Raw genomic sequence first — 23534 nt, forward strand, 5'->3', positions numbered from 1 at the left:
AGGCGTGAACCCTGAAAAAATCATCCCATGAAAATCGTACGCAAAACCAAGAACGGCGAGAGCCGCGAAGCCCTTCTCAAGGAATATTTCATCACCGCCTCACTCATCGCCCTGCTTAAGCGCGTTGGCCAGGAAGCCGCCAAGGCCGCCCCGACACGCGCGAAGGATGCGGCGCTTGCCAAGGTGCGCCACTGAGAACCGCCTTCTTGTTGCGAACGTGGCCGTGAAGCCCGGCTTGCGCCCGGTTTATCCTTTGCCATGGTTGCATCGCCCATGGTAGTGAAAGGCAGATGAGCAAACCAAAGGCCTGCCCGGATTGCCCGGAAGTCACAGACGAACACAACATCACAGAGCAGGAGATCCGCGAACAGGAGGTCTTCGAGCTCGAGACGGCGGAGAGTTCATGGCTGGCCGGCCCGCGTGGCCGCATCAAGGATTTCATCTCCCTCTTCCGGGTCGGTTTGGATTTCATCCGCGCCTACCGCATCCTCCATTTCGCCGGGCCTTGTGTCACGATCTTCGGATCCGCCCGCACCAAACCGGGCACCCGCTACTACGAACTTGCCCGAGAAATGGGCGAGGCCTGCGCGGAGCTGGGCTTCACTGTCCTCACAGGAGGCGGCCCGGGCATCATGCAGGCGGGCAACCAGGGTGCCTTCGAGGCGGGCGGGAAATCCATCGGGGTGAACATCATCCTGCCTTTCGAGCAGCATGTGAACCCCTACGTCCAGCGTTCGGTGGACATGCGGTATTTCTTCACCCGCAAGACGATGCTGGTGAAATACTCCTACGCCTTCATCGTCATGCCAGGCGGCGCGGGCACTCTCGACGAGATGTTTGAGACCATGACACTCATCCAGACCGGCAAGCTGAAGAACTTTCCGATCATTGTCATGGGCAAGGATTTCTACCAACCGCTCATCGACTTCGTTTACAGGATGGCGGAGGAGGGGACGATCAGCCCGCAGGATCCGGACCTGATCTTTTTCACCGACAGCGTGGAGGAGGCAAAGGCGCACCTCCAGCGCCACGCGGTCAGGCAGTTCGGGCTACGCCGGAAAAAGGTGCCCAAGCCCATTCCCGTGCTCGGGGAGCAGACGGTCTGAGACCTTACGCCTTCGGCAGGAAATATCCTTTCTGCTTTTCGGAGATGGGCATCCCGAGCATCCCCATCGCCGCGAGCATGTCCTCCCAGAGGGCGCGCTTCACGTCGTTCGAGCCGCCGCTCTGGAGCAGATAGCTCGGGTGGTAGGTCACCCGGGCCGGGATCCCGCAAACCTCGTGCCATTTCCCGCGCATCGAACCGACCGTTCCCTCCAGCCCGATGAGTCCCTCCGCCGCCGTCCCGCCGAGCGCGATGATGAGCTTCGGCTGCACCACGGAAATTTCCGCCAGCACCAGCGGCAGGCAGGCCGCCATTTCCTCGGCGCTGGGCTTGCGGTTGTTCGTCGTCTGACGGGGCAGGGCGGGGCGGAATTTCACGAGATTTGAGATGTACACATTCTCCCGCCTAAGCCCCATCGCCTTGAGGATGTCATTGAGCTTCTGCCCGGCGGGCCCGACGAAAGGCTCGCCCTCTTTCTCCTCGTTGTGGCCCGGTGCCTCGCCGACGAGCATGATATCCGCGTCCGGGCTGCCGGTTGCGAAAACCATCTTGTCGCGCAGCGTACCCAGAGAACGGGCGGGTGCCCAGTTCTCCGCCTGGCCGCGCAGGGCGGTGAGCTGCTCGGCCTTGCTCCCGCCGGAAACGACAGCTGTCTGTGCCTGGATGACGGTAGCCGCCTCCGGAGCTGCGCTTGCCACGGCAGGCTTCCTCGCCCGGATGAAAAGCTCCCGCAGCCCTTCCCGCGCAACATTGTCCAGGAATACATGGCTCCGCCCCCGGGCCTTTTCGGCTTCCAGGAACTCGATCACAGCATCTACGGGGCGGGACACACAGCCTTTTTAGGTGGCCGCGGTTTCCGAATCAACCCCGCGTCTCGCAATCGCCATTTTTTCACACTTGCCGCCGCCTGCCCGACCCCATAGACCCGTTTCATGTCGTTTTTTCCCGATATCCCCAAAATCCAGTTCGAGGGCCCGAAATCCAAAAATCCTTTCGCGTTCAAGCAATACAATCCCGATGAAATCGTCGCTGGAAAGACGATGAAAGACCATTGCCGCTTCGCCGCCGCCTACTGGCACGTGATGCGCAACGGCCTCTCCGATCCCTTCGGCGGCCCGACTGCGCTGATGCCATGGGATGACCAGAGCGATTCCGTGGACAACGCCCTCAGGCGCGCCGACGTTTTCTTTGAGTTCTTGGATAAAACGGGCATCGATTACTACTGCTGGCACGACCGCGACATCGCCCCCGAACTCGGCGACCTCGCGAAATCCAACGCCGCCCTCGAAAAGGTCACCGATCACCTCCTCGGCCTCCAGCAATCCACAGGGAAAAAGCTGCTCTGGGGCACCGCCTGCCTCTTCTCCCACCCGCGCTACTCGCAGGGCGCAGGCACCTCGCCGAACGCGGACGTTTTCGCCTATGGCGCGGCACAGGTGAAGGCCGCGATGGACGGCACGCTGAAGCTCGGCGGCGAGGGCTACACTTTCTGGGGCGGCCGCGAAGGCTACTCCACGCTCCTCAACACCGACATGAAGCGCGAGCTCGACAACCTCGCGAACCTGCTCCACCTCGCTGTGGATTACGCGAAAAGATCGGTTTCAAGGGGCCAGTTCTACATCGAGCCGAAGCCGCGCGAACCCTCGACGCACCAATACGATTCCGACTCCGCCGCGTGCCTCAATTTCCTCCGCCAATACGGCCTCATGGATCACTTCAAGCTGAACCTGGAAACGAACCACGCCACCCTCGCCGGCCACACGATGCTCCACGAAATGACCGTGGCCATCGACGCCGGCGCGCTCGGTTCGGTGGATGCGAACCAAGGCGACGAGCTCATCGGCTGGGACACCGACCAATTCCCGACCGACATCTATCTCTGCACCGAGATCATGCTCAAAATCCTGGAAATGGGCGGCTTCACCACCGGTGGACTCAACTTCGACGCGAAGCGCCGTCGCGAATCCCACGAGCCTTCCGACCTCTTCCACGCCCACATCGGCGGGATGGATGCCTTTGCGCGCGGCCTCAAGATCGCCGCCGCGATCCGTGAGGACGGCCGCCTCGCGGACTTCGTCGCCAACCGCTACAAGAGCTGGACGACCGGCATCGGCGCGAAGATCGCCGGGAAAAAGGTCACGCTCGAGGAAGTCAGCGCCTACGCCCTCTCCAACGGCGAGCCTACGCTCGATTCGGGTCGCCAGGAAATGCTGGAGAATCTCGTCAACGAGTTCATCTGATCCTGCTCGCTCCCCGCAGCCCGGGGAGCGATGTTCCCGCTACTTGAGTCCGTACACCTTCTCCGCATTGCCGCGGTAGATCTTTTCCCTCACTTCCTGGGGCAGATCGAGGCTTTCGAAAAAGGTGTAGTGCTGGTTCATCTGGCGATCCTTGCTGCCGAACGACCACCAGCCCTCGTCGGTGGCCCAGAGGATCTTGTCCTGGTTGCGGATCAGGAACTCGCGGGCGAACTTGCGGTCGCGGTTGAGGACTTGCACCACCACATGTCCGGACATGTCGGCGTAAAGGTTCGGGTGTTCCTGGAGTTGGCGGTCGGCGTCTTTCAACTGCCGCCACCAGTAGGCATGGGCGACGACCTTGCATTTGGGGAACATTTTCAGCACCCGGTCCACGCGAGCCATCCCGGGCTCGACCATGTTCTTGTTCTGGTCGATGTGGAACATGACCGGCAGGCCGACCTTCTCGCAGGCCTCGTAGAGCATCAGGTTTTTCGGATCGTCGAACATCAGGCCGACCCCGTAATGCTCGCCGAAAGCGATCGCGCCCTCGGCTTTCTCCTTTTCGAGGATGGCGACCGCTTGGGCGGCGGTCTCCACCTCACCGGCATCGATGATGGCCATGCGGTCGATCTTGCCTTTGTAGGGCAGGAAATTGGCGAGCATCGCGGCGTGTTCCTCCTCGTTCTGCGGGCGGGAGCCCTTGTGGTTGAGCGGGCTGACGATGCAGCGCTCGACGTTACGCTCCTCCATCCATTTCGCCACGGCGCGCAGGCCGAGCGGTGTGACCGACATGGCGTGGACGTGGGGATCGATGAACCTGATGTCGGAAGGCGGCTTCGGCGCGGGAGGAAGCGCGGCCTGCACACGGAGCATCTGCTCCGCATATCGCTTGCCCAACAGGAGCTGGCTTTCCGTGTCGAAGTGGGTGCCGTCGGTGGTGGTGAGCCCCTCGCTGCTGGCAACGGCCGTGGCGTGGGTGGCCTCGGGGAGTTTCGCGATCTGTTCGTTGATGGCGTCCCCCTTGTGGATCTGGCCGGCGATGAAGGGGAGGTTGGGGTCGCCGAAGTCGGCGCGGAGGTTGCCGGCGAGTGTCTGGAGTTTCACCAGATAGGCCTCGGGAGCTTTCATGTCGCTTTCGCCCTGATGCCAGAGGATCCCTTTGAGCGTGCCGTCTTTCAGGGCGGCCTTGGTGCGTTTGCGCGCACCCCAATACAGTTCGGATTTGCCGAGCCACTCGTCGATCTTGGTGCCGCCGCGGGCGTTGACGATCAGCCCGATCCTGGCGTCCTTGTCCTTGGCGAGCATTTCGCGGGCGAAGGAGTATCCAGGGCCGAGCTTCTGCATGGCGAGATCCTTGCGCACCGAGGAATGGCGGTTGAGAGGGTTGCTCGCAGGTTCCCATGTGCCCTCGCCGTTGAGCAGGTAACAGCGGCCGATGATGTCCTCCGCGTCCTCAGGGATCTCGGCGCGCCCGGCCATGTTCGATTGGCCGATGAGCAGGTAGATGTGCAGGTCTTCAGGCGGTGCCGATTCCTTGGCTGCTTGCTGGGCGTGGAAATGGGGCACTGCCAATCCGAGCGTGCATAGGACGAGCAGGAGAAGGTGAGTGCCGCGCAAGATGCAGCGGCGGCGGATGAGCGGTGAAGGGTGCATGGCGGATGCGATTTGAGCGTGGCGGCGGATGAAATTCGTCGGCTCCATTATGTCAGGGCGACCAAGCTAGGGAGAAATTGCTCTCGATTACGGATTTTTTCATCCGCGAATGAGCACCAATGGACGCGGATCGAGAACATATGGTTCCCAGGAATGGATGTCTGGAGAGTTTCAGGTTCATATCAGGTGGGAACCGGGGCTGCATTTCAAGAAACTCGCGCCCATTCGCGGTTTTCTTTGCCCAGCTTGATCACCCTGTCCATTCTGTCGACTGAATATCCTGGCTACGTAAAGCTCTGCCAGATATTTAGATGAGTTAACTGAAATTCCATGAAGCAGCTACTTACGATGTCCTGCTTTTCGTAGCACTTCTTGGAACCACTTCCCGTGCCCAATCAGAGAGCGCGATCATCAATGGCCGCTTTGAGTCGGCGAGGGTTTCGCCCGGCACGCCGACGGATCGGAACCCGAGCGGGAACCTGGCAGTCCTCACCACGCAGGGGCAAGCGATGGCTCGAAGGCGATTGCCTTCATTTGGAACAACCAGCCCTCGACTCAGGTCGCCAGGAAATGACTGAGAAGTTGGTGAACGGGTTCGTCTGGATGCCGCGGTGATGATCGGATGGGTAGTCCAGCCTGTTCCCCACCCATACGGCGGCAATCCGCCATGTACTACCCATCCGGATCGGAACCGGCGGACATGAGCTGGAGCCACTGTTAACGCAACACCCACCCGACCATGTGCCACCATGCGCCGCTTTGAGGCGCAGCGGCGATCCGCGCAGTATAAGATCGCCATAAGCGCGGCAATGGCTCGCGCAGGACGAACTGGCAGCGGTCAGGTGCGGGCTAGCCCGCACAGTCTCACTTTTTCTTCTTCAGCTTCGCCTCTTCCATGCCTTCCTTGACCTTGGCCTCGAGGGCGTCGTAGAGAGCGGGATCCGCTTTGAGCGCGTCCTTGGCGGCGTCTCGCCCCTGTGCGAGCTGGGCGCCATCGTAGGAGAACCATGATCCGCGCTTCTGGATGATTTCCATTTCCAGCGCGAGATCAAGCAGCGAGCCGGTCGAGGAGATTCCCTCGTCATACATGATGTCGAATTCCGCCTCGGTGAAGGGCGGTGCGACCTTGTTTTTGACGACCTTGATCTTGGTGCGACTGCCTATGACCGTGCCGTCCGAAGCCTTGATCTGGCCGATGCGGCGGATATCGATGCGGACGGAGGAGAAGAACTTAAGCGCACGACCGCCGGGTGTGGTCTCCGGGCTTCCGAACATGACGCCGATCTTCTCGCGGATCTGGTTGGTGAAGATGCAGACGGTCTTCGCCTTGGAGATGAGGGCGGTGAGCTTGCGCATGGCCGCGCTCATGAGGCGGGCCTGGGCACCCACGGTGGAGTCACCGATCTCGCCGTCGAGTTCTTGTTTGGTGACGAGGGCGGCGACGGAATCGAGCACAATCACATCGATCGCGTTGGAGCGCACAAGGGCTTCGCAGATCTGGAGGGCTTCCTCGCCGGACGACGGCTGGGAAACGAGCAAATCATCGAGGTTGACCCCAAGCTTGCGGGCGTATTGCGGATCAAGCGCGTGCTCCACGTCGATGAATGCGGCCAGCCCGCCCCGTTTCTGTGCCTGGGCGATGGCGGTGAGGGTGAGGGTGGTCTTGCCCGATGATTCCGGCCCATAGACCTCCACGATGCGGCCGCGGGCGAATCCGCCCACGCCGAGGGCGCGGTCGATGAGGAGGTTGCCTGTCGGGATGACATCGACATCAACGCGGTGCTCGTCGCCCATGCGCATGATGGCGGTTTCGCCGAATTCCTTGTGGATCTGTGAGATTGCGAGATCGAGGTTCCGCTTGCGCGTTTCCTGGAGTTTGTCCGCTGCCGCTGTTTCCGCCGCTGTTTTTGTAGCCATGCGCGGAATGTGAAGGCCGACGGTGAATCCGGCAAGAAAAAAGATGTTCGCTAGAACAAAAATTTAAATTCCAAGGCCAAGCCTACATGGCTGGGTTTTCCAAGGCATGGTGAAGCAAGGCGATACAAAAACGAAGGCGCGGATCCGTTTCCAGATCCGCGCCTTGCAGTGATCCCGCAGACTCAGGGCATCCAAGCTTTCCCCCCGGAAGACTTGAGCACCCCTGCAAAAGCGAGGACGAGAGCAATCTCCCAGAAATCAAGAACTTGTAAACAATAAAGTCTGCTTAACCGAATATTTTTCTCAGAGGGCTGCAAGTGAGGCCTTGAGAGCGACGAAATCGGGCAAATCCTTGGGGTGATCCTTGATGTCAGCGAAGCGGACGGTGCCTTCCTTGTCGATGACGAAGGCGGATCGTTTCGGCACGCCGCCCATGATGAGGTTGGCCTCGGGGAGGAACTGCTCGTAGGCGACGCCGTAGGCCTTGGCGGCGGAGTGCTCGTAATCGCTGAGGAGAGGGACGGTGATGTTTTCCTTCTGCGCCCATGCTTCCTGGGCGAAGGGGTTGTCCCCGGAAATGGCGAAAACCTTGGCATCGAGATCCGAGTAGGCGCTGATCCCGGAGGAGACGTCGCAAAGCTCTGCAGTGCAAACGCCGGTGAAGGCCATGGGCACGAAGAGGAGGACGATATTGGATTTGCCGATCTCATCGCTGAGTTTCACGAGCTTGGGGCCGTCGGCGGTTTTCGTGACGAGTGTGAAGTCTGGGGCTTTGTCGCCTGCTTTGATGGACATGGTGTTTGGTGGTGGTTTGGTGGTTTGTCTCCGGAGTGGATGTCCCAATCTATGTGCAAGTCGCTGCGGGTCAATCCTTCCCGAGCGTGCGCGGGGATAGGTGCCGGTGCGCTGGCGGAAGCCGCAGGAAATGCGCCGCGCCGGGTGAAGGCCGCTGATGTTTCCCGCCTGCGTGGGCGGCGATCATGCGAACTTGTATTTGCCGGGCACGGGGATGGGGGCTTCCTGGAACTTGTCGCCCATCCCGAGGGTGTCCGGGGCGAGATCCTGGTCGGATGCCCACATCTGCTCCCAGGTGATGCGCTGGCCGGAGTGCGCGGCCTCGCGGCCGAGCATGCCGAGCATGGTGCTGTTGGCCATGAACTCACCGGAGTTGAGTTCCTTGCCGGCGCGGATCGCCGCGAACCATTCGTTGTGGCAGACCTGGTACATGTTTTCCGGCTGGCCGCGGTAGGCCCATGTGACTTTTCCTGAAACGTCCTTGGTGAGCACCCGGCCCGGAGCCTCGAGGGTTCCGTTCTCGCAGAAGACGCGGTCAACGACCTCGGAGAAAGCGTTGTTCAGCTGGCGCTCGGCGACGTGGCACATCACGCCGTTGGCGTATTCATAGACGACGTCGTAATGATCCCAGACATTGCCGTCGTCATCGCGCTGCGCCCTGCCGCCGGAGGCGCGGGCGGCGATGGGGGCGACATCGCCCATGGCCCAGCCTATCTTGTCGACGGTGTGGATGCCTTGTTCGAGGAGCGGGCCGCCGGACAGCCATTCGTGGGCCATCCAGTTGCGGAGTTGCCACTCGACATCGCCCCATGCGGGATCCCGCTGGCTAACATCGGTGGAGGGTTTCGGAACGCCGGCAAGGTAGGTGCCATAGACGGAAACGATGCGCCCGAGCTCGCCGGAAAGGAGTTTTCCGTAGCCCTCGCGGGTGTTTGGGGAGAAACGCCAGCAGTAGCCGTGCTGGAGGGTGGTGCCCTTGGCCTTGGCGATCTTGGCGGACTCTAGGACGGATTTGAGGCCGGCGACATCGACGGCCATGGGTTTTTCCGCAAAGACATGTTTCCCGGCATCCACTGCGGCGCGGAGGTGCTGGGGGCGGAAGCCCGGGGGGGTGGTCAGGAGGACGACATCGACCCCGCTGTCGATGACTTTCTGGTAGGCATCGAGACCGGAAAACTGGCGCTCCGCGGGGCAATCCACCTTTCCGCCGAATTTGCCCATGCTCCTGAGGGCGACGGCGATCTGGGACTCGAAGGCATCGCCGATGGCCCAGAGCTGTACGTTGGGGTCTGCGGAGAGGGCTTGGTGGGCGGCGCCGGTGCCGCGGCCGCCGCAGCCGATGAGGCCGATCTTGAGCTTCGCGTTGTTCGCAGCGCCCTGTGCGCGGGCGATGTTCGGGAAGGTGGCGAGGGCCGCGGTGCCGCCGGTGGCGGTGAGAAATTTCCTACGGGAGCAATTGTCGGTTGTCATGTTCGTGCTGTGTGTTGCGTTACTGTCCACTTGCAACGGGAATGTATCCGCCGGTATTTCAAGAATCGAGACATTTCCCGGCACCCGGCCCGCAGAATGCGTCACTATCCATAAGTGGAAAACCCGCCGTGGGCGGCATCGAGGATGGTGCCTTCGGAAAATGATGGGAAGCACGGCTTCGTGCAGATCGTGAACATGGCTTCTTGAATGCTGCCATCGCAAGGAGCGAGCCAGGATAATGCTGATCAAGAACTCCCTGACTCACCCAAACGCCTGCACGCTCAGGGCTTGGATGGCAGGAACGCCTCAATCCGTCCCGTGATTGCCGACGCAGTCTTGTTGGCTTGCTCAATGGTCGGGCCGGCCTTTGCACCGGGGCCACCCGCGACGCCCGGCCGGGCGTGCCCGATTTTCGTCATCCATGCTTCAAACAGGACGCGCATCCTCTGGTTGGCGAGCTTGCGTATTTCCGCGCCGTTTGCGGGGAACAGCGCTTCGGAATTCACAACATCATCGAGGTGCAGGCCGAGAAACTGTGTCAGGATTTCCCGCGCCATGATCCAGTGGCCTTCGCGTCCGGGATGCACGCCATCGCCGGAAAGGGCGAAGGCAGGATCCTTGGCGCGACCTTCGTCCAGCGCATTTCTCATTGGCCCGTGGATATCCACCACGTCCCAGCCATCGGCGCGCTTCGAAAGGAGCCATTCGGTGTACCGGGCAAGGCTCTCATCGTGGAACCGAAGCGCGGCATTTCCCTTGTCATCGCGCACCGGCGGAGTGCAGAGCACCACCCGTTTCACCCCGGATTTCAGGGCGGTTTCGCGCAGGCTCATGATCGCCCCGGCAAAACGTTGCGTGCCTGCCTCATTCGCAGGCAGGCTGCTGCCGTCGTTCATTCCATAGCAAACGATCAGCAAATCCGGCTTGGTGGCGGCCAAGGCGCCTTCGAGCCTCTCGCTCACCGCAGGGCGACCGAAGCGGTGCGCCTTGAGATGCCCGGAATTTTCCTCCTCCGTCAGATCCGATGCCGTCTCGCTGCCGAGACCGAGATTCAACACCTCGGCACGGATCCCGTTGGCGAGGAGGCCGCACTCGAAATCCGTCACGTAATCCCCGCCCTGCGTGATGCTATCACCGAGAAATACGATGCGTTTCACCCCATCCAGCTTCGTAGCCGCCGATTGCGGGATCTCTTCCAGTGCATGGCTGCCGTGCGGCAACAAAAGAAGCAAATGGAGAAACAGGAAATGGGGCGTCCCCCTCAGGGTTTTCATGGCGCGGGATAGCCCGGCATGTCTTCGGGTCATGTTAGGAGAACGCCTCATTTCCGCGTATTCTTCCATGTGAAGCCAACCTGACAGGGACCGCCCGAGGGATCGCAACGGAGCTACGACGGCATATTCCCGGTCCCCCCTGAGAAACCAGGCAATCGGTCAATCCGATGAAAGCCGAGCCGTCGATCGGGACACCCGGGCAACGGCTTTTCTTTTCCTTCTTGCCCACAAGGCCAGTCCGGCGGGGGCGGGCCGAAGCGAGGGCTTTGTCACACGTGCTGCTTGCCATGCCCTGGCGGATTGTAAAAAGTGTAATGGATGATCCCGCGCCATCCGTAGCAATGCCATGAAAAACCTCCTCTTCACCGCGTTATTGACCCTGCCGTCCCTTGCCTGCATTGCCGGGAAAGCTCCGCCCAACATCATCTTCATTTTCTCCGACGACCACGCCCAGGCCGCGATCTCCGCCTACGGCTCAAAGGTGAACAAGACCCCGCACATCGACCGCCTCGCCGAGGGCGGCGCGCGCTTCACCAACTCCTTCGTCACGAACTCGATCTGCACGCCTAGCCGCGCGACGCTCCTGACAGGCCAGTATTCCCACCTCAACGGCGTCCCCGTTTTCAACAGCTTCGACGGCTCCCGTGACCACGTCGCGAAGCACCTGCAGGCCGGAGGATACCACACCGGGGTGATCGGCAAATGGCACCTCGGGAGCGACCCGACCGGCTTCGACCGCTGGATCGTCCTACCCGGACAGGGCGCATACTGGGACCCCGTCTTCCTCGTCAGCGGGCGGAAAATGAGGATCATGGGCCACTGCACCGACATCACCACGGATCTCGGCATCGAGTGGCTGGAGACCCGGCCCAAGGACAAGCCGTTCTTCCTCATGCTCCACCAGAAGGCTCCCCACCGGAAATGGCAGCCGGCCGAGCGCCACATCGAGATGTTCAGGGACAAGGAATTCCCTGAGCCGGACACGCTCTTCGACGATTACGAAACCCGCCCCGCCGCCCTTCCGGAAAACAGGCAGACCATCACCCGCGACCTTGATGCGAACGACCTCAAGCAGAAACCGCCGGAAGGCCTCGAGGGAGAGGAACTGGTGAGATGGAAATACAACCGCTACATGCAGGACTACCTCGCCTGTGTGCAGGGCGTCGATGATGGCGTCGGGAAGGTGCTCGACTACCTCGATGTGAACGGCCTTTCGGAAAACACCATCGTCATCTACTCCGCCGACAACGGCTGGTACCTCGGCGAGCTGGGCCTCTACGACAAGCGCTTCATGTACGAGCCCGGCCTGCGCGTCCCGCTCCTCGCCCGCGGCCCCGGCATCAAGCCCGGCGCGCTCCCCGGCAATTTCGTCGCGAACATCGACCTCGCCCCCACATTCCTCGATCTCGCCGGCCTGCCCGTCCCCGCCTCCATGCAGGGCCGCTCGCTCGCCCCGCTGCTCAGGGGCGAGTCCCCGGACGACTGGCGAAAGACCGTCTACTATCGCTACTACCACCACCCCGGCCACCACAACACCCAGGCCCACTACGGAGTCCGCACCGACACCCACAAGCTCATCCACTACTGGAAAAAGGACGCCTATGAGATGTATGACCTCACCAAGGATCCCGCCGAGCAACACAACCTGCTCTTCGATGAAGCCGAGGCCAAACAGCCGGAGATCGCCGCGAAATTCCTGGAGCTGAAAACCGAGATCGCCCGCCTCCAGAAGGAATTCCGCGACGACGGCCAATATGCCGATCCGGCCACATGGCCCAAGGGCAGCGCCGACGGCCCGTTCAAGCAAAAGCCCATCGGAGAGAAGACCGTCGCGGAAGCGATCGCCGCCAGCGCGGAATGAAACCGGCAACAAGCCCATGGTGAAAAAAACATATCCATCCCGGAAACCGGCACGGATCGCAATTCCTGCATTCCTCGCCCTGCTATCCGCCCTTGCCATCGCCGCAGAGCCGCCGGTCAAACCGTGGGAGGCTAGGGCGGACGTCGTCGAAGCACTCGCCAAGCGCCTGCCTGGCACCAATTTCGAAGAATCCAAGGTTCCGGAATACAGGCTGCCCGATCCGCTCGTTTCGGAAAACGGCAAACCTGTCCGAACCCCGCTGCAATGGACGGACGAAAGGCGCCCGGAGATCCTGCAACTGTTCCGTGAAAACGTCTATGGCATCCGCCCAGCGACTCCATACCGGATCGCCTACGAGGAGGTCGGCCGCAGGGAAAACGCCTTCGCCATCGGCGCGACCGCACGCCAGATCCGCGCGACGCTCACCGCACGCGGCAAATCCCATTCCTTCGATTTCGTCCTCGTCGTCCCGAAGTCGGATGCCCCGGTGCCGGTCATCATCCACATCAACAACCGCTACCTGATCCCGCTCGGCAAGGCGGTGGACGAGGCCGACCCCTTCTGGCCTGTGGAGAAAATCGTCAGGCGCGGTTATGCCACCGCAGCGTTCCACACATCGGACATAGATCCCGACAAGCGCGATGGATACGCAAAAGGCATCCGCGCCCTGCTGGACGATCCCTCCTCCGATCCGGAAACCCGCTGGGCTGCCCTCTCCGCCTGGGCATGGGGCGCGAGCCGCGTCCTCGATTTCGCGACCAAGCAACCCGGCATCGACCCGCGACGCAGCGCTGTCGCCGGGAACTCGAGGGCCGGCAAGACCGCCCTCTGGGCAGGCGCGGAGGATACGCGCTTCCAGATCGCCTACAGCAACGAATCCGGCTGCGGCGGAGCCGCGCTTTCCCGGCGCGCCTTCGGGGAAACGGTCGCCCGCATCACCGATGTGATCCCCTATTGGTTCTGCCCGCGCTTCAAGCGATACGCAGGCCGCGAGTCCGATCTGCCCATCGACCAACACCAACTCATCGCCCTGATGGCACCTCGTGCCGTCTATGTCGCCAGTGCCGACGAGGATCTGTGGGCGGATCCCAAGGGCGAATACGCCTCCCTGCTCGCCGCCGGGCCGGTGTTCGGACTCCACGGCCTCAGATACATCGCGGACCCGGAAATGCCTCCGCTCAACACCCCCCGGCATGTCGGATCGACCGGCTATCACATCCGCACCGGCGTCCACAACCTCACCGAACAGGATTGGGGCTATTTCCTCGATTTCGCCGACCGGGTTTTCGGAAAATAGGCGTTCCCTGGCGACAGAACAGGAGCAGGATCAGCGGTTCGGATTGCTATCACGCTCCCTTGCCACCCCAGGCAAGCGGCTGATCTGGCCAAGCCCGGAAAATACGAAAAACCCGGCCTGGGGAGGCCATGGAAACCCCTCAACGCCCCAACTCATATGATCATGCGATGCTTGAAGGTGTCTTTTCACTTTGAAGCCGTGAATTCTAGGCTACACTTTGTGCATACAACGAGATTGGATGAATAGGGTATTCCGGAATTGCAGGCCATACGCCCCGCTCACAGCGGAAGCGCGCCGGTTCGCACGGCCGGATGCCGGATTCGCCTTGGTGGCGACCCTCCTGATGCTCGTGTTGCTTGCCCTGCTTGCGGTGGGGATGCTCTCGCTATCCTCCATATCGCTGCGGGCATCCTCGCAGGCCGGCAGCATGGCGGAGGCGCGTTCCAATGCGCGCATGGCCTTGATGGTCGCCATCGGCGAGCTGCAGAAGGAGATGGGGCCGGACAGGCGGATCAGCGCGGCATCCGAGATCCTCGCGACATCTTCGGCTCCCGTCGCCAAGCCCAACACCACCGGGGTGTGGGATTCCTGGTGGGATTTCAACCCGAGTTCCTCCCCCGACTATGCCTCCGAGAAAACCAGCCGTTTCAGGCGCTGGCTGGTCTCCAGCGCGGATTCCACGGCACCCCGGTCCCGGGATTTCGCGACGACTGCATGGACAGGCGAGACCGTGGAGCTGGTGGGTGCCGGATCGCTCGGAGCCGGAGCCACCACCTCCGAGAAAGTGACCGCCGGGCTGGTTCCGGTTTCCAAAAACGGCAAGGTCCAGGGTTCCTACGCATGGCATGTTTCCGACGAATCGGTCAAAGCCCGGGTCAACCTCTACCGGGATCCCGGCCAGGATACGACCCTCGCCCAGAAGCGGGCCTTGCTTGCCGGACACCGCCCGGATCCCTCGGTCATGGAAGGCTCCGGCGGCTACCTGCTGACCAGCCTGCCCAGCGATCTAACCCCCGCCGCTTTCGCAAACGCCAAGGTGAGCGTCGGCAAGGTCACCGACCTCGACCAGGCCGAGCTGCTCGACCAGGCGAAGGGCAAGGTCAAGCCGTTCCGCAATGACATCACGCCTTACTCCCTCGGGGTCATGGCGGACGTGCGCGGCGGCGGGCTCAAACAGGATTTGTCCTCCATGTTCGAAATGGGAGGCGCTGGCTCCAACTCGCTGCCTCCGGAGTTCGCCAACAGGAAACTCTACCAATCCACACATGGGATCAGCGGGGTATCCGATCCCAACTGGAGCGCCCTTGCCGGATATTACAACTCCTTCCGGAACCTGAGCGCACAAGACACCAACCCCACCATGGCCGTGAAATCCGCGGCGGACTTCACCGACCCGGTGCCCTCCGGATACAACCCGGCTCCAGTCATCGCCAAGGTGGACACCATCTTCAGCCTTGTCGCCAGGCCCCTGAGCGGTGTCGCCCACTGGATTGCCAACTCAGGGAGTGCCGGCGGCACCTATGACCACATGGTCTCGCTGATCGTGACCCCCGTCGTCACCCTTCATAATCCCTACAACGTGAACATCTCCTTCCGGCAGATGCGCGTGGAATTCACGAATATCCCCATCGGTTTCAATTTCATGTTCCAAAACGGCTCGGGAGGTGGCCCGGTTTCCCAAAGCGTCGTGGCCGGGACTTTCGAGTGTTACAACACGATGGCATACCGCGGCCACAGGAACCCGGAGACCGGGGTGCTCGCCAGAAACAACAAGCGTTTCGTCCTCACAATCGCTAATTGGGCCTCCGACAACCCCCTGAAAAGCGATTCATCCGTATCCGGCGACATCATCCTCAAGCCCGGACAAACGATCCTCTGCGGACCCACCCTCCCTCCGAATTCCTCGTTTGACCAGGACACGAAATCCGGCAGCAATGCCGTGGGCTTCGATTGGGAGGGCGACCTGCTCGATGTGATCAAGGCAAAGCCGGCCTTTGTCCCGGGCCTGGGCTTCGAGGTGTCTGCGGTGACGATCAGCAGCTTCCGGAGCAGCAACTACAGCACGGGTAGTTTCCCAGGAAAACCGAACTTCTTTCCCGGAGCTTGGAGAGGACACCCCTTCACGCTGCTTCGGGACACGAGGACGTCCCCGAAAACATCCGATTCCACGACCACCGACCGCTTTTTCATCCAATACAAGGCTGTCAGGCCCTACTGGTATGCGGACGACGCCACGGTCACCCCCACCAAAGCGGATACGACGTTCGCGGTTTCCGCCCAGATCCAGGCCACGGCCAGCGATGCGCTCCAGGATTTTGCCAAGCTCCAGTTCGATTACGAGGATGAGTCCACCTTGCAGAAATTGTTCGATGACCGGGTTTACCGCTATCCTCCCACGGGCACCTTCGCAGCAACCGATTTCGCCGCTCCAGCCGGCGCCCGTTATTCCAGCCAGTCCTCCTATGTGCACCCCTTCGCCATTTTTTCGGCATATGCCCGCACCACCAACGGCGGTGTCTATGAGACCGGCCTGCGCACCAAGAGCGGGGCGCGTGAAAGCCCGCAGATCAACCTCCTCAGGGATGGCCGCCTTGCCGGAAAGCCCTTCCTCTTCCACAACGCGTCCCGAACCAACCAGACAGCGAACCTGGCCAAGGAAAAGCCGGGCATCCAGTCCTACGAACTCAATTTCCAGCCCTTCCTGAGCAAGGGCGACTACGAGGACTACATGGATGTGGATGCGAGCAACCGCGTCCCCTCCCTCACCGGAAACAAGACGACTTCCGGCATCAAATCCGGCAGCTATCTCGAGATCCCGTCCGGCCCGCTGCAGGCGATCGCCGACTTCCGCCGTTCCAACGCCCTCTCCACCTCATACCTGCCCAATTTCGTGCAGCCCGTCGGCAACTCGCTGCTGCATCCGCTCATGTCCGCCAACAAGGTGGCCGAGGCGAATCCGGCCATCGCTTCCAACACCCTGCTCGACCATTCGGTGCTGGCGAACCACGCGCTCTACGACCGCTTCTATTTCTCCACCTTCGCCACCCGCGGCACGACCTCGCCGGATACGGTTTTCGAGCAATTCATGGAGGGCACCGCCCCGCTGGCCTCCCAGGCATTCCAGCCCTATCTTCCGGGTGGCAAAACCGTGGCCGGGGCCAAGGCCGAGCTTTACTCCTCCGGCAAGCCGAGGGACAGCGCCTACAGGAACGCCGCCGAGCACCAGATGATACGCGGGCCGTTCAACGTCAACTCCACCAGCGTGCAGGCTTGGAAGGCTGTGCTTGCAGCGATGAAAGGGAGCGATGTCTCCATCCTGTGGGCGCGCACCGCAGGGCTGGAAACCAACAAGGCGGGCGGGATCCCCATCCCCGGGATGTCGCTTGTCAACGGCGGGGCAAACGGAACCCCTGTGGTGGACGGCACCAAGATCGACAACGAGAAAACCAACGATTGGAACGGCTACCGCGAACTCACCGAGACCGAGCTGCAGACCCTCGCGGAAAAAATCGTCGCCGAGGTGCGCGACCGCGGCCCCTTCCTTTCGATGTCCGAGTTCGTCAACCGCCAGGTCGGCCCGTCCGGGCCGCGGACCCTGAGCGGTGCCCTCGAAGCCGCGATCGCCAAGGCCGAGATCAATGAAACGCGGAACGCCGTTTTCCCGGAGACCTATCTCGACCAGATCCCGGTCACCGCCAACGACGTCAGCGACCCTTCCCTGTATGCATACAAAACCCCGGAAGCCACCACCGGAAACCCCGCTGCCGGAGCCCCCGGCTGGGTCGGCCAAGGGGAGCTGATGCGCATCCTCGAGCCCTCCGCTACGGTGCGCGGGGACACCTTTGTGATACGTGCATACGGCGAGGCGCAGGACGCCAACGGCAACATCACCGCCCGCGCCCATGCCGAGGCGGTGGTGCAGCGCGTGCCGGAATACGTTGACCCGTCGGATCGCCCCTCGCTGAATGCCTACACCGACCCTGCCGCATCCGCAGCAAACAGGACGTTCGGGCGCCGCTTCGACGTGGTGTCGTTCCGCTGGCTATCCGACAAGGAAATCTGACCGATATGATCCCGAAATTGCCCCTTGCCCTTGCTGCGTTGCTCGTCTTCCCGATATCGGGTAGTGCCCAGGAAGAGGGAAAACCCTCGCCCGTGCAGGTTCGCGCCGTGCTGCACGATCCGGCCAACCCCAGCGCCGATCTGTTTTACACCGACGAGGCGGGGACGGTGGTCAAATTGGAGTTCCGTCCCCATGACCTCACCGAGCCCTTGCCCATGCTTCCTCTCAACGGCTCGCTCGTGCTCTACGACAAGGCGGAGATCGATCCCGGGAACCCTGCGGCAAGCCTGGCGGCGAGCGCGAAGCTCCCGGCGGGCACCAAGCGTGCGATGGTGGTGGTGATGCCGGGGCCGGCGGATGAAAAGCCGCCCTACCGGATGCTCGTCATCGACGACTCGCAGAAAGCCTTTCCCTACGGCGAGTCACGGGTGCTTGGGCTGATCGGGGTGGAGACAGCCATCCAGGCGGGCGAGCACAGGCTGCCCGTCCATCCGGGGAAAATCACCCGCGTGCCGCCTGTCAGGAAGGTCAACGATTTCAACATGGCGCAGACGAATTTCTATTTCCTGCAGGGCGATGCCTGGATGCCCTTCACCGAGCGGCAGTTGCAATATCTCGATGCCAGCCGGCGCCTCTTCATCGTGCATGCCACCCCGGGCGCCACCGCACCCAAGGTGACGACCATTGTGGACACCGCGCGCCCAGGGGCGGCTCAGTGACCAATCCTCCCCATTGGGGCTGCGAGCCATTTCCCCGCCTCCGCAGAGGGAGCCTTCGGGAAATAGCCGGCCTGCCAGGAGTGGTGAATCCGTGATTCGGGAAAACGCGGTTCCTTTCATGCCTTCGCCGGCCCCACCGTCCCGCCCTCGGAGAAGGTGGCGTTATTGAAATGCTTGCGGCGGATGTTCTTGCCATTGGCCACGCCGCTCACCCAGCGCTCGACGTTGCGCACCCAGACGCCGCTGTCGAATTCCATGTGGGCAATGCTCGGGATGCTCCATGCGAAGGCGGGATGAGGGACGCTGCAGACCATTGAGACATCATTTGGCACGCGGATGCCCTCCTGCAGAAAGAACTGCTGGGTGGCCAGGAAAAGCTCCACCCCGTCGGCGATGATCGCCGTCGGCGGGGTGCTGCCGAAGAGCGACTTGAGGCCGCGGTGGAAGCCCTCCGGGTTGTCCTCCCAGTCCGGGAGGTTGTAGGGGCCGACGGCGATCCCCTGCTTCCTCAGTTCTTCAAGAAACGCCCGCTCGAACAGGCCTGGGCCGGGCTTCCTGCGTTCCTCCCGCGTCAGGCAGACGATGCGGCTGTGTCCGAGCGCGGCCAATCTCCGCACCGCCGCCACCACAGCATGCAACATATATGGGCCGGTGCCGGCGATGGGCACATTGGGTTGCCGCCCGAAGAGCGCGAAGGCCGGAACCGATTGCTCCGCGAACCACTCGAGCACCGTCCGCGATCCGGCCACAACGATCCATGCATCGGCCTCCGTGCCTGCCACGAAGCCCGCCACCCGCCCCGCATCCATGCCCAGATCCAGCAGCGATTTCGTGGCAAACCCCGCGCTGTGCCCTGCCTCCTGCAGCCTGTGGCGCAGATCCGAGATGTAGTCGACCTTCGCATCCTGCCGCTCATAAAGCAGGATTTTCACCCGCAGCGCAGGCGCGGAGCCCTGCGGCAGCGCTGTACGGCTGCACCTCCCCGCCCCTTGCGCCAGCAAGAAGCCTTCGCGCTCCAATTGCTTCATGGCCGCATGTACCGTGTTCGCGCTGCATCCCAGACTGGCCGCGAGCCGGTTGATCCCCGGCAGCCGCCCGCCCAAGCCCCCCTGCCGGATCTCCTCCCTGAGATATCCGGCGAGCTGTTCAACGGAGGATAGCGGGCGGAACGGTTTCATGGTCGCAGACCATTATCCATGGAGTAATGGTTGAGGGAAAGAAAATTCTGGACGGGTTTGGATGAGCCGCAACAAATCGAAGTGATAGCAAATGCTAGATTGTCATGCCGCTTTGCGCGGTTCCCTCCATAAGCATTTCAGCCCAAACACAAGAACAGACAACAATACCTAATGAAAATGAAACCATACATCGCGGCCCTAGCGGCTTTCTCGCTGTTTGGTGCCTCGGCCAACGCGGCACTCGTCAGCCAACTAGGCATCCTCGACCTCAATGCCAACGGCGGGATCAACCCGAACACCGGTGTTGCATGGCAGGCCAATGACCAGTATCGCCTCGCTTTCTGGACGATAGGCACCATCACGGCAACCTCGAACGATCCCGCGTTTTACGACAACTTCGCCACCGCCCAGGCCCAACTCAGCACACTCGGCAACGGCAACATCCAGACATCAACAGGCTGGACGGCTTTGGCATGGGTGAACACGGATTTCAACCAGAACCAAGGGCTCGCACTCAGTAGCCCCTTGGTGAGATCCGGAACCAACGATTTCACGGGGGGTGCCGCTGCCGGCGGGGCGGGGGTTCCGGTCTACGCGATGGACGGCATGACTGCGATCGCGCGCAACAACAACGACATTTGGAACAACTGGAGCAACCCCTTTGCGAACAGTCTGAACGGCCAACCGGCGGATTCAACGATTCGCCTCACCAGTGCACAGACAGGGAATGGGCAAACGGTCTATTATTCTCCGTTCCTCGATCAAAACGGAGGCGGGGACACGGGTATCAACCACGGTGTCGACGCCTGGACAGGCGGTTTCAATGGTCATGTCAACGCCCTAGGTGACACCATCGACAATACGACTTCCAGCTACGGCAGCACGAACGCGAACAACCCAGGACGGGTGTATAACCGCTTCACGGGCAACAACACGGATTCGAGGAAAGTCTATGTGCTGTCTCCCCTCCTGACCGTCACAGATGCCATACCCGAGCCTTCCACCGCGCTTCTTGGAGCGCTCGGCATGCTCGCGCTGTTCCGCCGCCGCCGCTGATGCGGAAGTTTGCGAATAGGAACTTAGTCCAACTTCGGGGCGGTCGTCAGGCCGCCCCGTTTTTGTATTGAAAACCATGAATCTGAACCATCCAGCCATCCGCAAGACCCCCGCCCTTTTCCTGGGGGCGCTTTCCCTATTTGCCATGCAGATCCGCGCGGAGCCGCTGAAGGTTTTCATCCTTGCGGGCCAGTCGAACATGCTTGGGCAGGGAAACGTGAGTCCGGCCGGAACGAAGGGGACGCTCGAATACACCGTGGCGAACGAGCCTGCCACCTACGGCTTTGTAGGCACCGGTGCGGGGAACTGGGTGGTGCGCAGCGATGTGCGCATCAAGAACGAGGGTGCCGCCGCCGCCGGTCTCAGCGTCGGCTTCGGCTCCAGCGCCACAACCATCGGCCCGGAGGTGGGCTTCGGGCACAGGATGGGGGATCTTTATGAAAACCGCATCCTCATCGTCAAAGCCTCATGGGGCGGGAAGGATCTGGCGGTGGACTTCCGCCCGCCCAGCTCCGGGGGCACCACCGGCTTCTATTACACCGCGGTGCTCAACGCAGTGAACGATGCCATCGCAAATCTCCCCGCCTACGTCCCCGGATACGATCCTGCCGATGGATACGAGATCGCCGGCTTCGGCTGGCACCAGGGCTGGAACGACAGGGTGGATGCCGGAAAAAGCGCCCAATACCAGGTGAACATGGCGAATTTCATCCGCGACATGCGCACTGCCCTCGGAGTCCCCGGCCTGCCCTTCGTCATCGCCACAAGCGCGATGGATGGGAACGGCCCGGAGACATACTCGCAGGTGGAGCTGGCGCAGCGGGCGATGACCAACCCATACCTGACCAACCCAAACCCGCCGGATCTTTACCCGGATTTTGTAGGCAGCGTTTCGGTGGTCGATTGCCGCAGCACCTATGACGGGATGAAATTCTGGTTCCCCGTGGAGGAATCCCCCATAGATCAGGGCTTCCACTGGAACCGCAACGCAAAGACCTACCTGAACATCGGCCTCGCCATGGCGGATGCGATGTCCTCCCTCGCCCCCGGCCGCTGCCCGTCCCGCCTGCGGGCGGAGGGCGCTCCCGGCGGCATCAATCTCACCTGGCAGAACGGTCTCGATACCCCGTCCAGCGTCCGCATCCTCCGGAATTCGGTGGAAATCGCCGCGGCAGCACCGGCCAGCCCCGCCGCTTTTCTGGATACGACCGCCCTTCCGGGTATCCATGACTATGAGTTCATCTTCACCATGCCCGGCGATCCCTGCGATCCGCTCTCGGTCGCTTTCGATGGCGGCATTGCCAACCTCGCGGCCTTCCGCAGCCCGGGCGGCATCGGCCTGACCTGGGAAAACACCATGCCATACTCCGGCATAGAGCTGCGCCGCAACGGCACGCTGTTGGAGGCCAGCCTCCCCGGCAGCTCCACATCCTACACCGATGCCTCGCCGCCCGCCTCGGGGCTTGTCACATACTCCGTGGTGCCCACCACAGGCACCGCCTCCCGCACCACCACACAGATCAATCTCGCCGGCCCGCCCACCGGCAACGCCCTCGTCTACGAGCCCTTCGATTATGTCATCGGCGGGCTGAACCTGCGCTCGGGCGATTCGGAGGTCGGGCTGGACGGGGCTTGGAATGCAAACAGCCTCACGCCGGTCACTGCCGGCAGCCTCTCATTTGGCGCTCTGCCTGTCGGCGGAGGAAAGCTATCGGCTTTCAGCGCTGCGCAAAACCGCTTTGGCGGTAGCCGCCCCATCCGAGCGTCAGCCCTCGCTGAAAACGGGTTCCTGAACGACGGCGCAACCGTTTGGTTCAGCTTCCTCGCCGGGCTTGAGGAAGGCACCAACAGGACGAACACCCGCCTGGCGGTCGCACTGGCGGCAGGCCCCTTCGGCACGGGCAACGCGGATTTTTTCATCACCGGCGGCACCGGTGTCGGCGTCTCCATCAGCGCCGGCATCCCGCGCGCCGCGTCGTTCCCTGCGGGCAGCGGATCGCCGGTCACCGCCAGCAACAACAGCCCCCAGTCCCAGGTCGGCCAACATGGGCTGATCGTCGGAAAAATCACCTGGGGAGCCACCGCCGGTGCGGCGGACACCATCCAGCTCTACGCACCCGGCACGGATCTCGCCCTCCCCGCAACCCCCATTTCCACCCTATCCACCACGGTGGACCAATCGACCTTCGACACCCTCACCTTCCGCCGCGGGGACAAGCCGATCCTCGATGAGATCCGCTTCGGCGCGAGCTATGATGATGTCATCGGCGCAGGCAACACCCCACCCACCATCTCCGCGATCGTTGACCAGACGATCCCTTCGGGAGGAAGCACCAGCGCACTTGCCTTCACTGTCGGCGGCGGCGAATCCGGCCCGCTCACACTGAGCGCCTCCAGCAGCAACAACACCCTGGTCCCGGGCGGTAACATAAGCCTCGGCGGCAGCGGAGCCAACCGCACCGTCACGGTCACCCCCGTTTCCGGATTCAGCGGCAGCTCCACCATCACCATCACCGCGGACAACGGCACCGCCACCGCCACCCAGTCCTTCATCCTCACTGTCACGGAAAATTTCCTCTCCTGGGCCACCGCCAACAGCGTGTCCGGCGGAGCCAACGACGATTCAAACGGGAACGGCGTGAAAAATCTCATCGAATACGCCCTGGCAGATGGCGCGGCACATGGCCTGCTTGATGGCGACACCCTCACTTTCACCAAACGCAGCGCACCCTTCGGGGCGGATCTCACCTACGCCATCGAGATCTCCTCCGATCTCGGAACCGGCGACGAGTGGACCGTGGCGGAGACCGGTGTCACCCAGGACGCCGCAAGCATCAGCATCACCTTCACCCCGGGCAGCCCGCAGAGACGCTTCGCCCGCCTCAAAGTGCTTCAAAATCCCTGAA

Annotated in this window: 16 protein-coding genes; 9 read left to right on the top strand and 7 right to left on the bottom strand. The window is 62.1% G+C overall.

Annotated elements, in window-relative coordinates:
- Window positions 1-27 precede the first annotated feature (27 nt).
- Window positions 28-195, top strand: a complete 168-nt coding sequence (locus tag HZ994_09740) for a hypothetical protein (GenBank protein QTN32601.1) — start codon at window positions 28-30, stop codon at window positions 193-195.
- Between the two features lie 95 nt (window positions 196-290).
- Window positions 291-1106: a TIGR00730 family Rossman fold protein gene (locus tag HZ994_09745; protein ID QTN32602.1), complete on the top strand. Its 816-nt coding sequence runs from the start codon at window positions 291-293 to the stop codon at window positions 1104-1106.
- A gap of 4 nt (window positions 1107-1110) precedes the next feature.
- Here HZ994_09745 and HZ994_09750 read toward each other — a convergent pair whose 3' ends face one another.
- Window positions 1111-1935: a uracil-DNA glycosylase gene (locus tag HZ994_09750; GenBank protein QTN32603.1), complete on the bottom strand. Its 825-nt coding sequence runs from the start codon at window positions 1933-1935 to the stop codon at window positions 1111-1113.
- A 102-nt stretch (window positions 1936-2037) separates the two neighbouring features.
- Between HZ994_09750 and xylA the strand changes: the two genes are divergently transcribed.
- A complete protein-coding gene (xylA, locus tag HZ994_09755; protein QTN32604.1) occupies window positions 2038-3345 on the top strand; it encodes a xylose isomerase in 1308 nt (435 codons plus the stop codon).
- 39 nt (window positions 3346-3384) lie between these two features.
- On the opposite strand, the gene HZ994_09760 is transcribed toward xylA, so the two are convergent.
- From HZ994_09760 to HZ994_09780, 5 genes are all read right to left on the bottom strand, one after another.
- Window positions 3385-4998: an amidohydrolase family protein gene (locus tag HZ994_09760; GenBank protein QTN32605.1), complete on the bottom strand. Its 1614-nt coding sequence runs from the start codon at window positions 4996-4998 to the stop codon at window positions 3385-3387.
- A gap of 864 nt (window positions 4999-5862) precedes the next feature.
- Entirely contained in the window at window positions 5863-6915 is a 1053-nt protein-coding gene (gene recA, locus HZ994_09765; GenBank protein ID QTN32606.1) for a recombinase RecA, read from the bottom strand.
- A gap of 303 nt (window positions 6916-7218) precedes the next feature.
- Window positions 7219-7710: a redoxin domain-containing protein gene (locus tag HZ994_09770; GenBank protein ID QTN32607.1), complete on the bottom strand. Its 492-nt coding sequence runs from the start codon at window positions 7708-7710 to the stop codon at window positions 7219-7221.
- Between the two features lie 183 nt (window positions 7711-7893).
- The gene (locus tag HZ994_09775) at window positions 7894-9180 is read right to left on the bottom strand and encodes a Gfo/Idh/MocA family oxidoreductase (protein ID QTN32608.1); all 1287 of its coding nucleotides are present in this window, start codon (window positions 9178-9180) and stop codon (window positions 7894-7896) included.
- A 281-nt stretch (window positions 9181-9461) separates the two neighbouring features.
- Window positions 9462-10454, bottom strand: a complete 993-nt coding sequence (locus tag HZ994_09780) for an SGNH/GDSL hydrolase family protein (protein ID QTN32609.1) — start codon at window positions 10452-10454, stop codon at window positions 9462-9464.
- A 346-nt stretch (window positions 10455-10800) separates the two neighbouring features.
- Between HZ994_09780 and HZ994_09785 the strand changes: the two genes are divergently transcribed.
- The 4 genes from HZ994_09785 (at window position 10801) to HZ994_09800 (ending at window position 18394) form a co-directional block, all read left to right on the top strand.
- On the top strand, window positions 10801-12315 hold the full coding sequence (locus HZ994_09785) for a sulfatase (protein QTN32610.1): 1515 nt from the start codon (window positions 10801-10803) through the stop codon (window positions 12313-12315).
- Between the two features lie 16 nt (window positions 12316-12331).
- Window positions 12332-13612, top strand: a complete 1281-nt coding sequence (locus tag HZ994_09790; GenBank protein ID QTN32611.1) for an acetylxylan esterase — start codon at window positions 12332-12334, stop codon at window positions 13610-13612.
- A gap of 238 nt (window positions 13613-13850) precedes the next feature.
- The gene (locus HZ994_09795; protein QTN32612.1) at window positions 13851-17675 is read left to right on the top strand and encodes a hypothetical protein; all 3825 of its coding nucleotides are present in this window, start codon (window positions 13851-13853) and stop codon (window positions 17673-17675) included.
- A 5-nt stretch (window positions 17676-17680) separates the two neighbouring features.
- Window positions 17681-18394 carry a hypothetical protein gene (locus HZ994_09800; GenBank protein ID QTN32613.1) on the top strand — a complete coding sequence of 238 codons (714 nt, stop codon included), beginning with the start codon at window positions 17681-17683 and terminating at the stop codon, window positions 18392-18394.
- A gap of 116 nt (window positions 18395-18510) precedes the next feature.
- On the opposite strand, the gene HZ994_09805 is transcribed toward HZ994_09800, so the two are convergent.
- Window positions 18511-19572: a substrate-binding domain-containing protein gene (locus tag HZ994_09805; GenBank protein QTN32614.1), complete on the bottom strand. Its 1062-nt coding sequence runs from the start codon at window positions 19570-19572 to the stop codon at window positions 18511-18513.
- A 177-nt stretch (window positions 19573-19749) separates the two neighbouring features.
- Here HZ994_09805 and HZ994_09810 point away from each other — a divergent pair, with 177 nt between their 5' ends.
- Both HZ994_09810 and HZ994_09815 read left to right on the top strand, forming a co-directional pair.
- Window positions 19750-20628, top strand: coding sequence for a PEP-CTERM sorting domain-containing protein (locus tag HZ994_09810; GenBank protein QTN32615.1), 879 nt, complete (start codon window positions 19750-19752; stop codon window positions 20626-20628).
- Between the two features lie 76 nt (window positions 20629-20704).
- Window positions 20705-23533: a hypothetical protein gene (locus HZ994_09815; GenBank protein ID QTN32616.1), complete on the top strand. Its 2829-nt coding sequence runs from the start codon at window positions 20705-20707 to the stop codon at window positions 23531-23533.
- The last annotated feature ends 1 nt before the right edge of the window (window position 23534 follow it).

The organism is Akkermansiaceae bacterium (assembly GCA_017798145.1).
GTDB lineage: Bacteria > Verrucomicrobiota > Verrucomicrobiia > Verrucomicrobiales > Akkermansiaceae > Luteolibacter.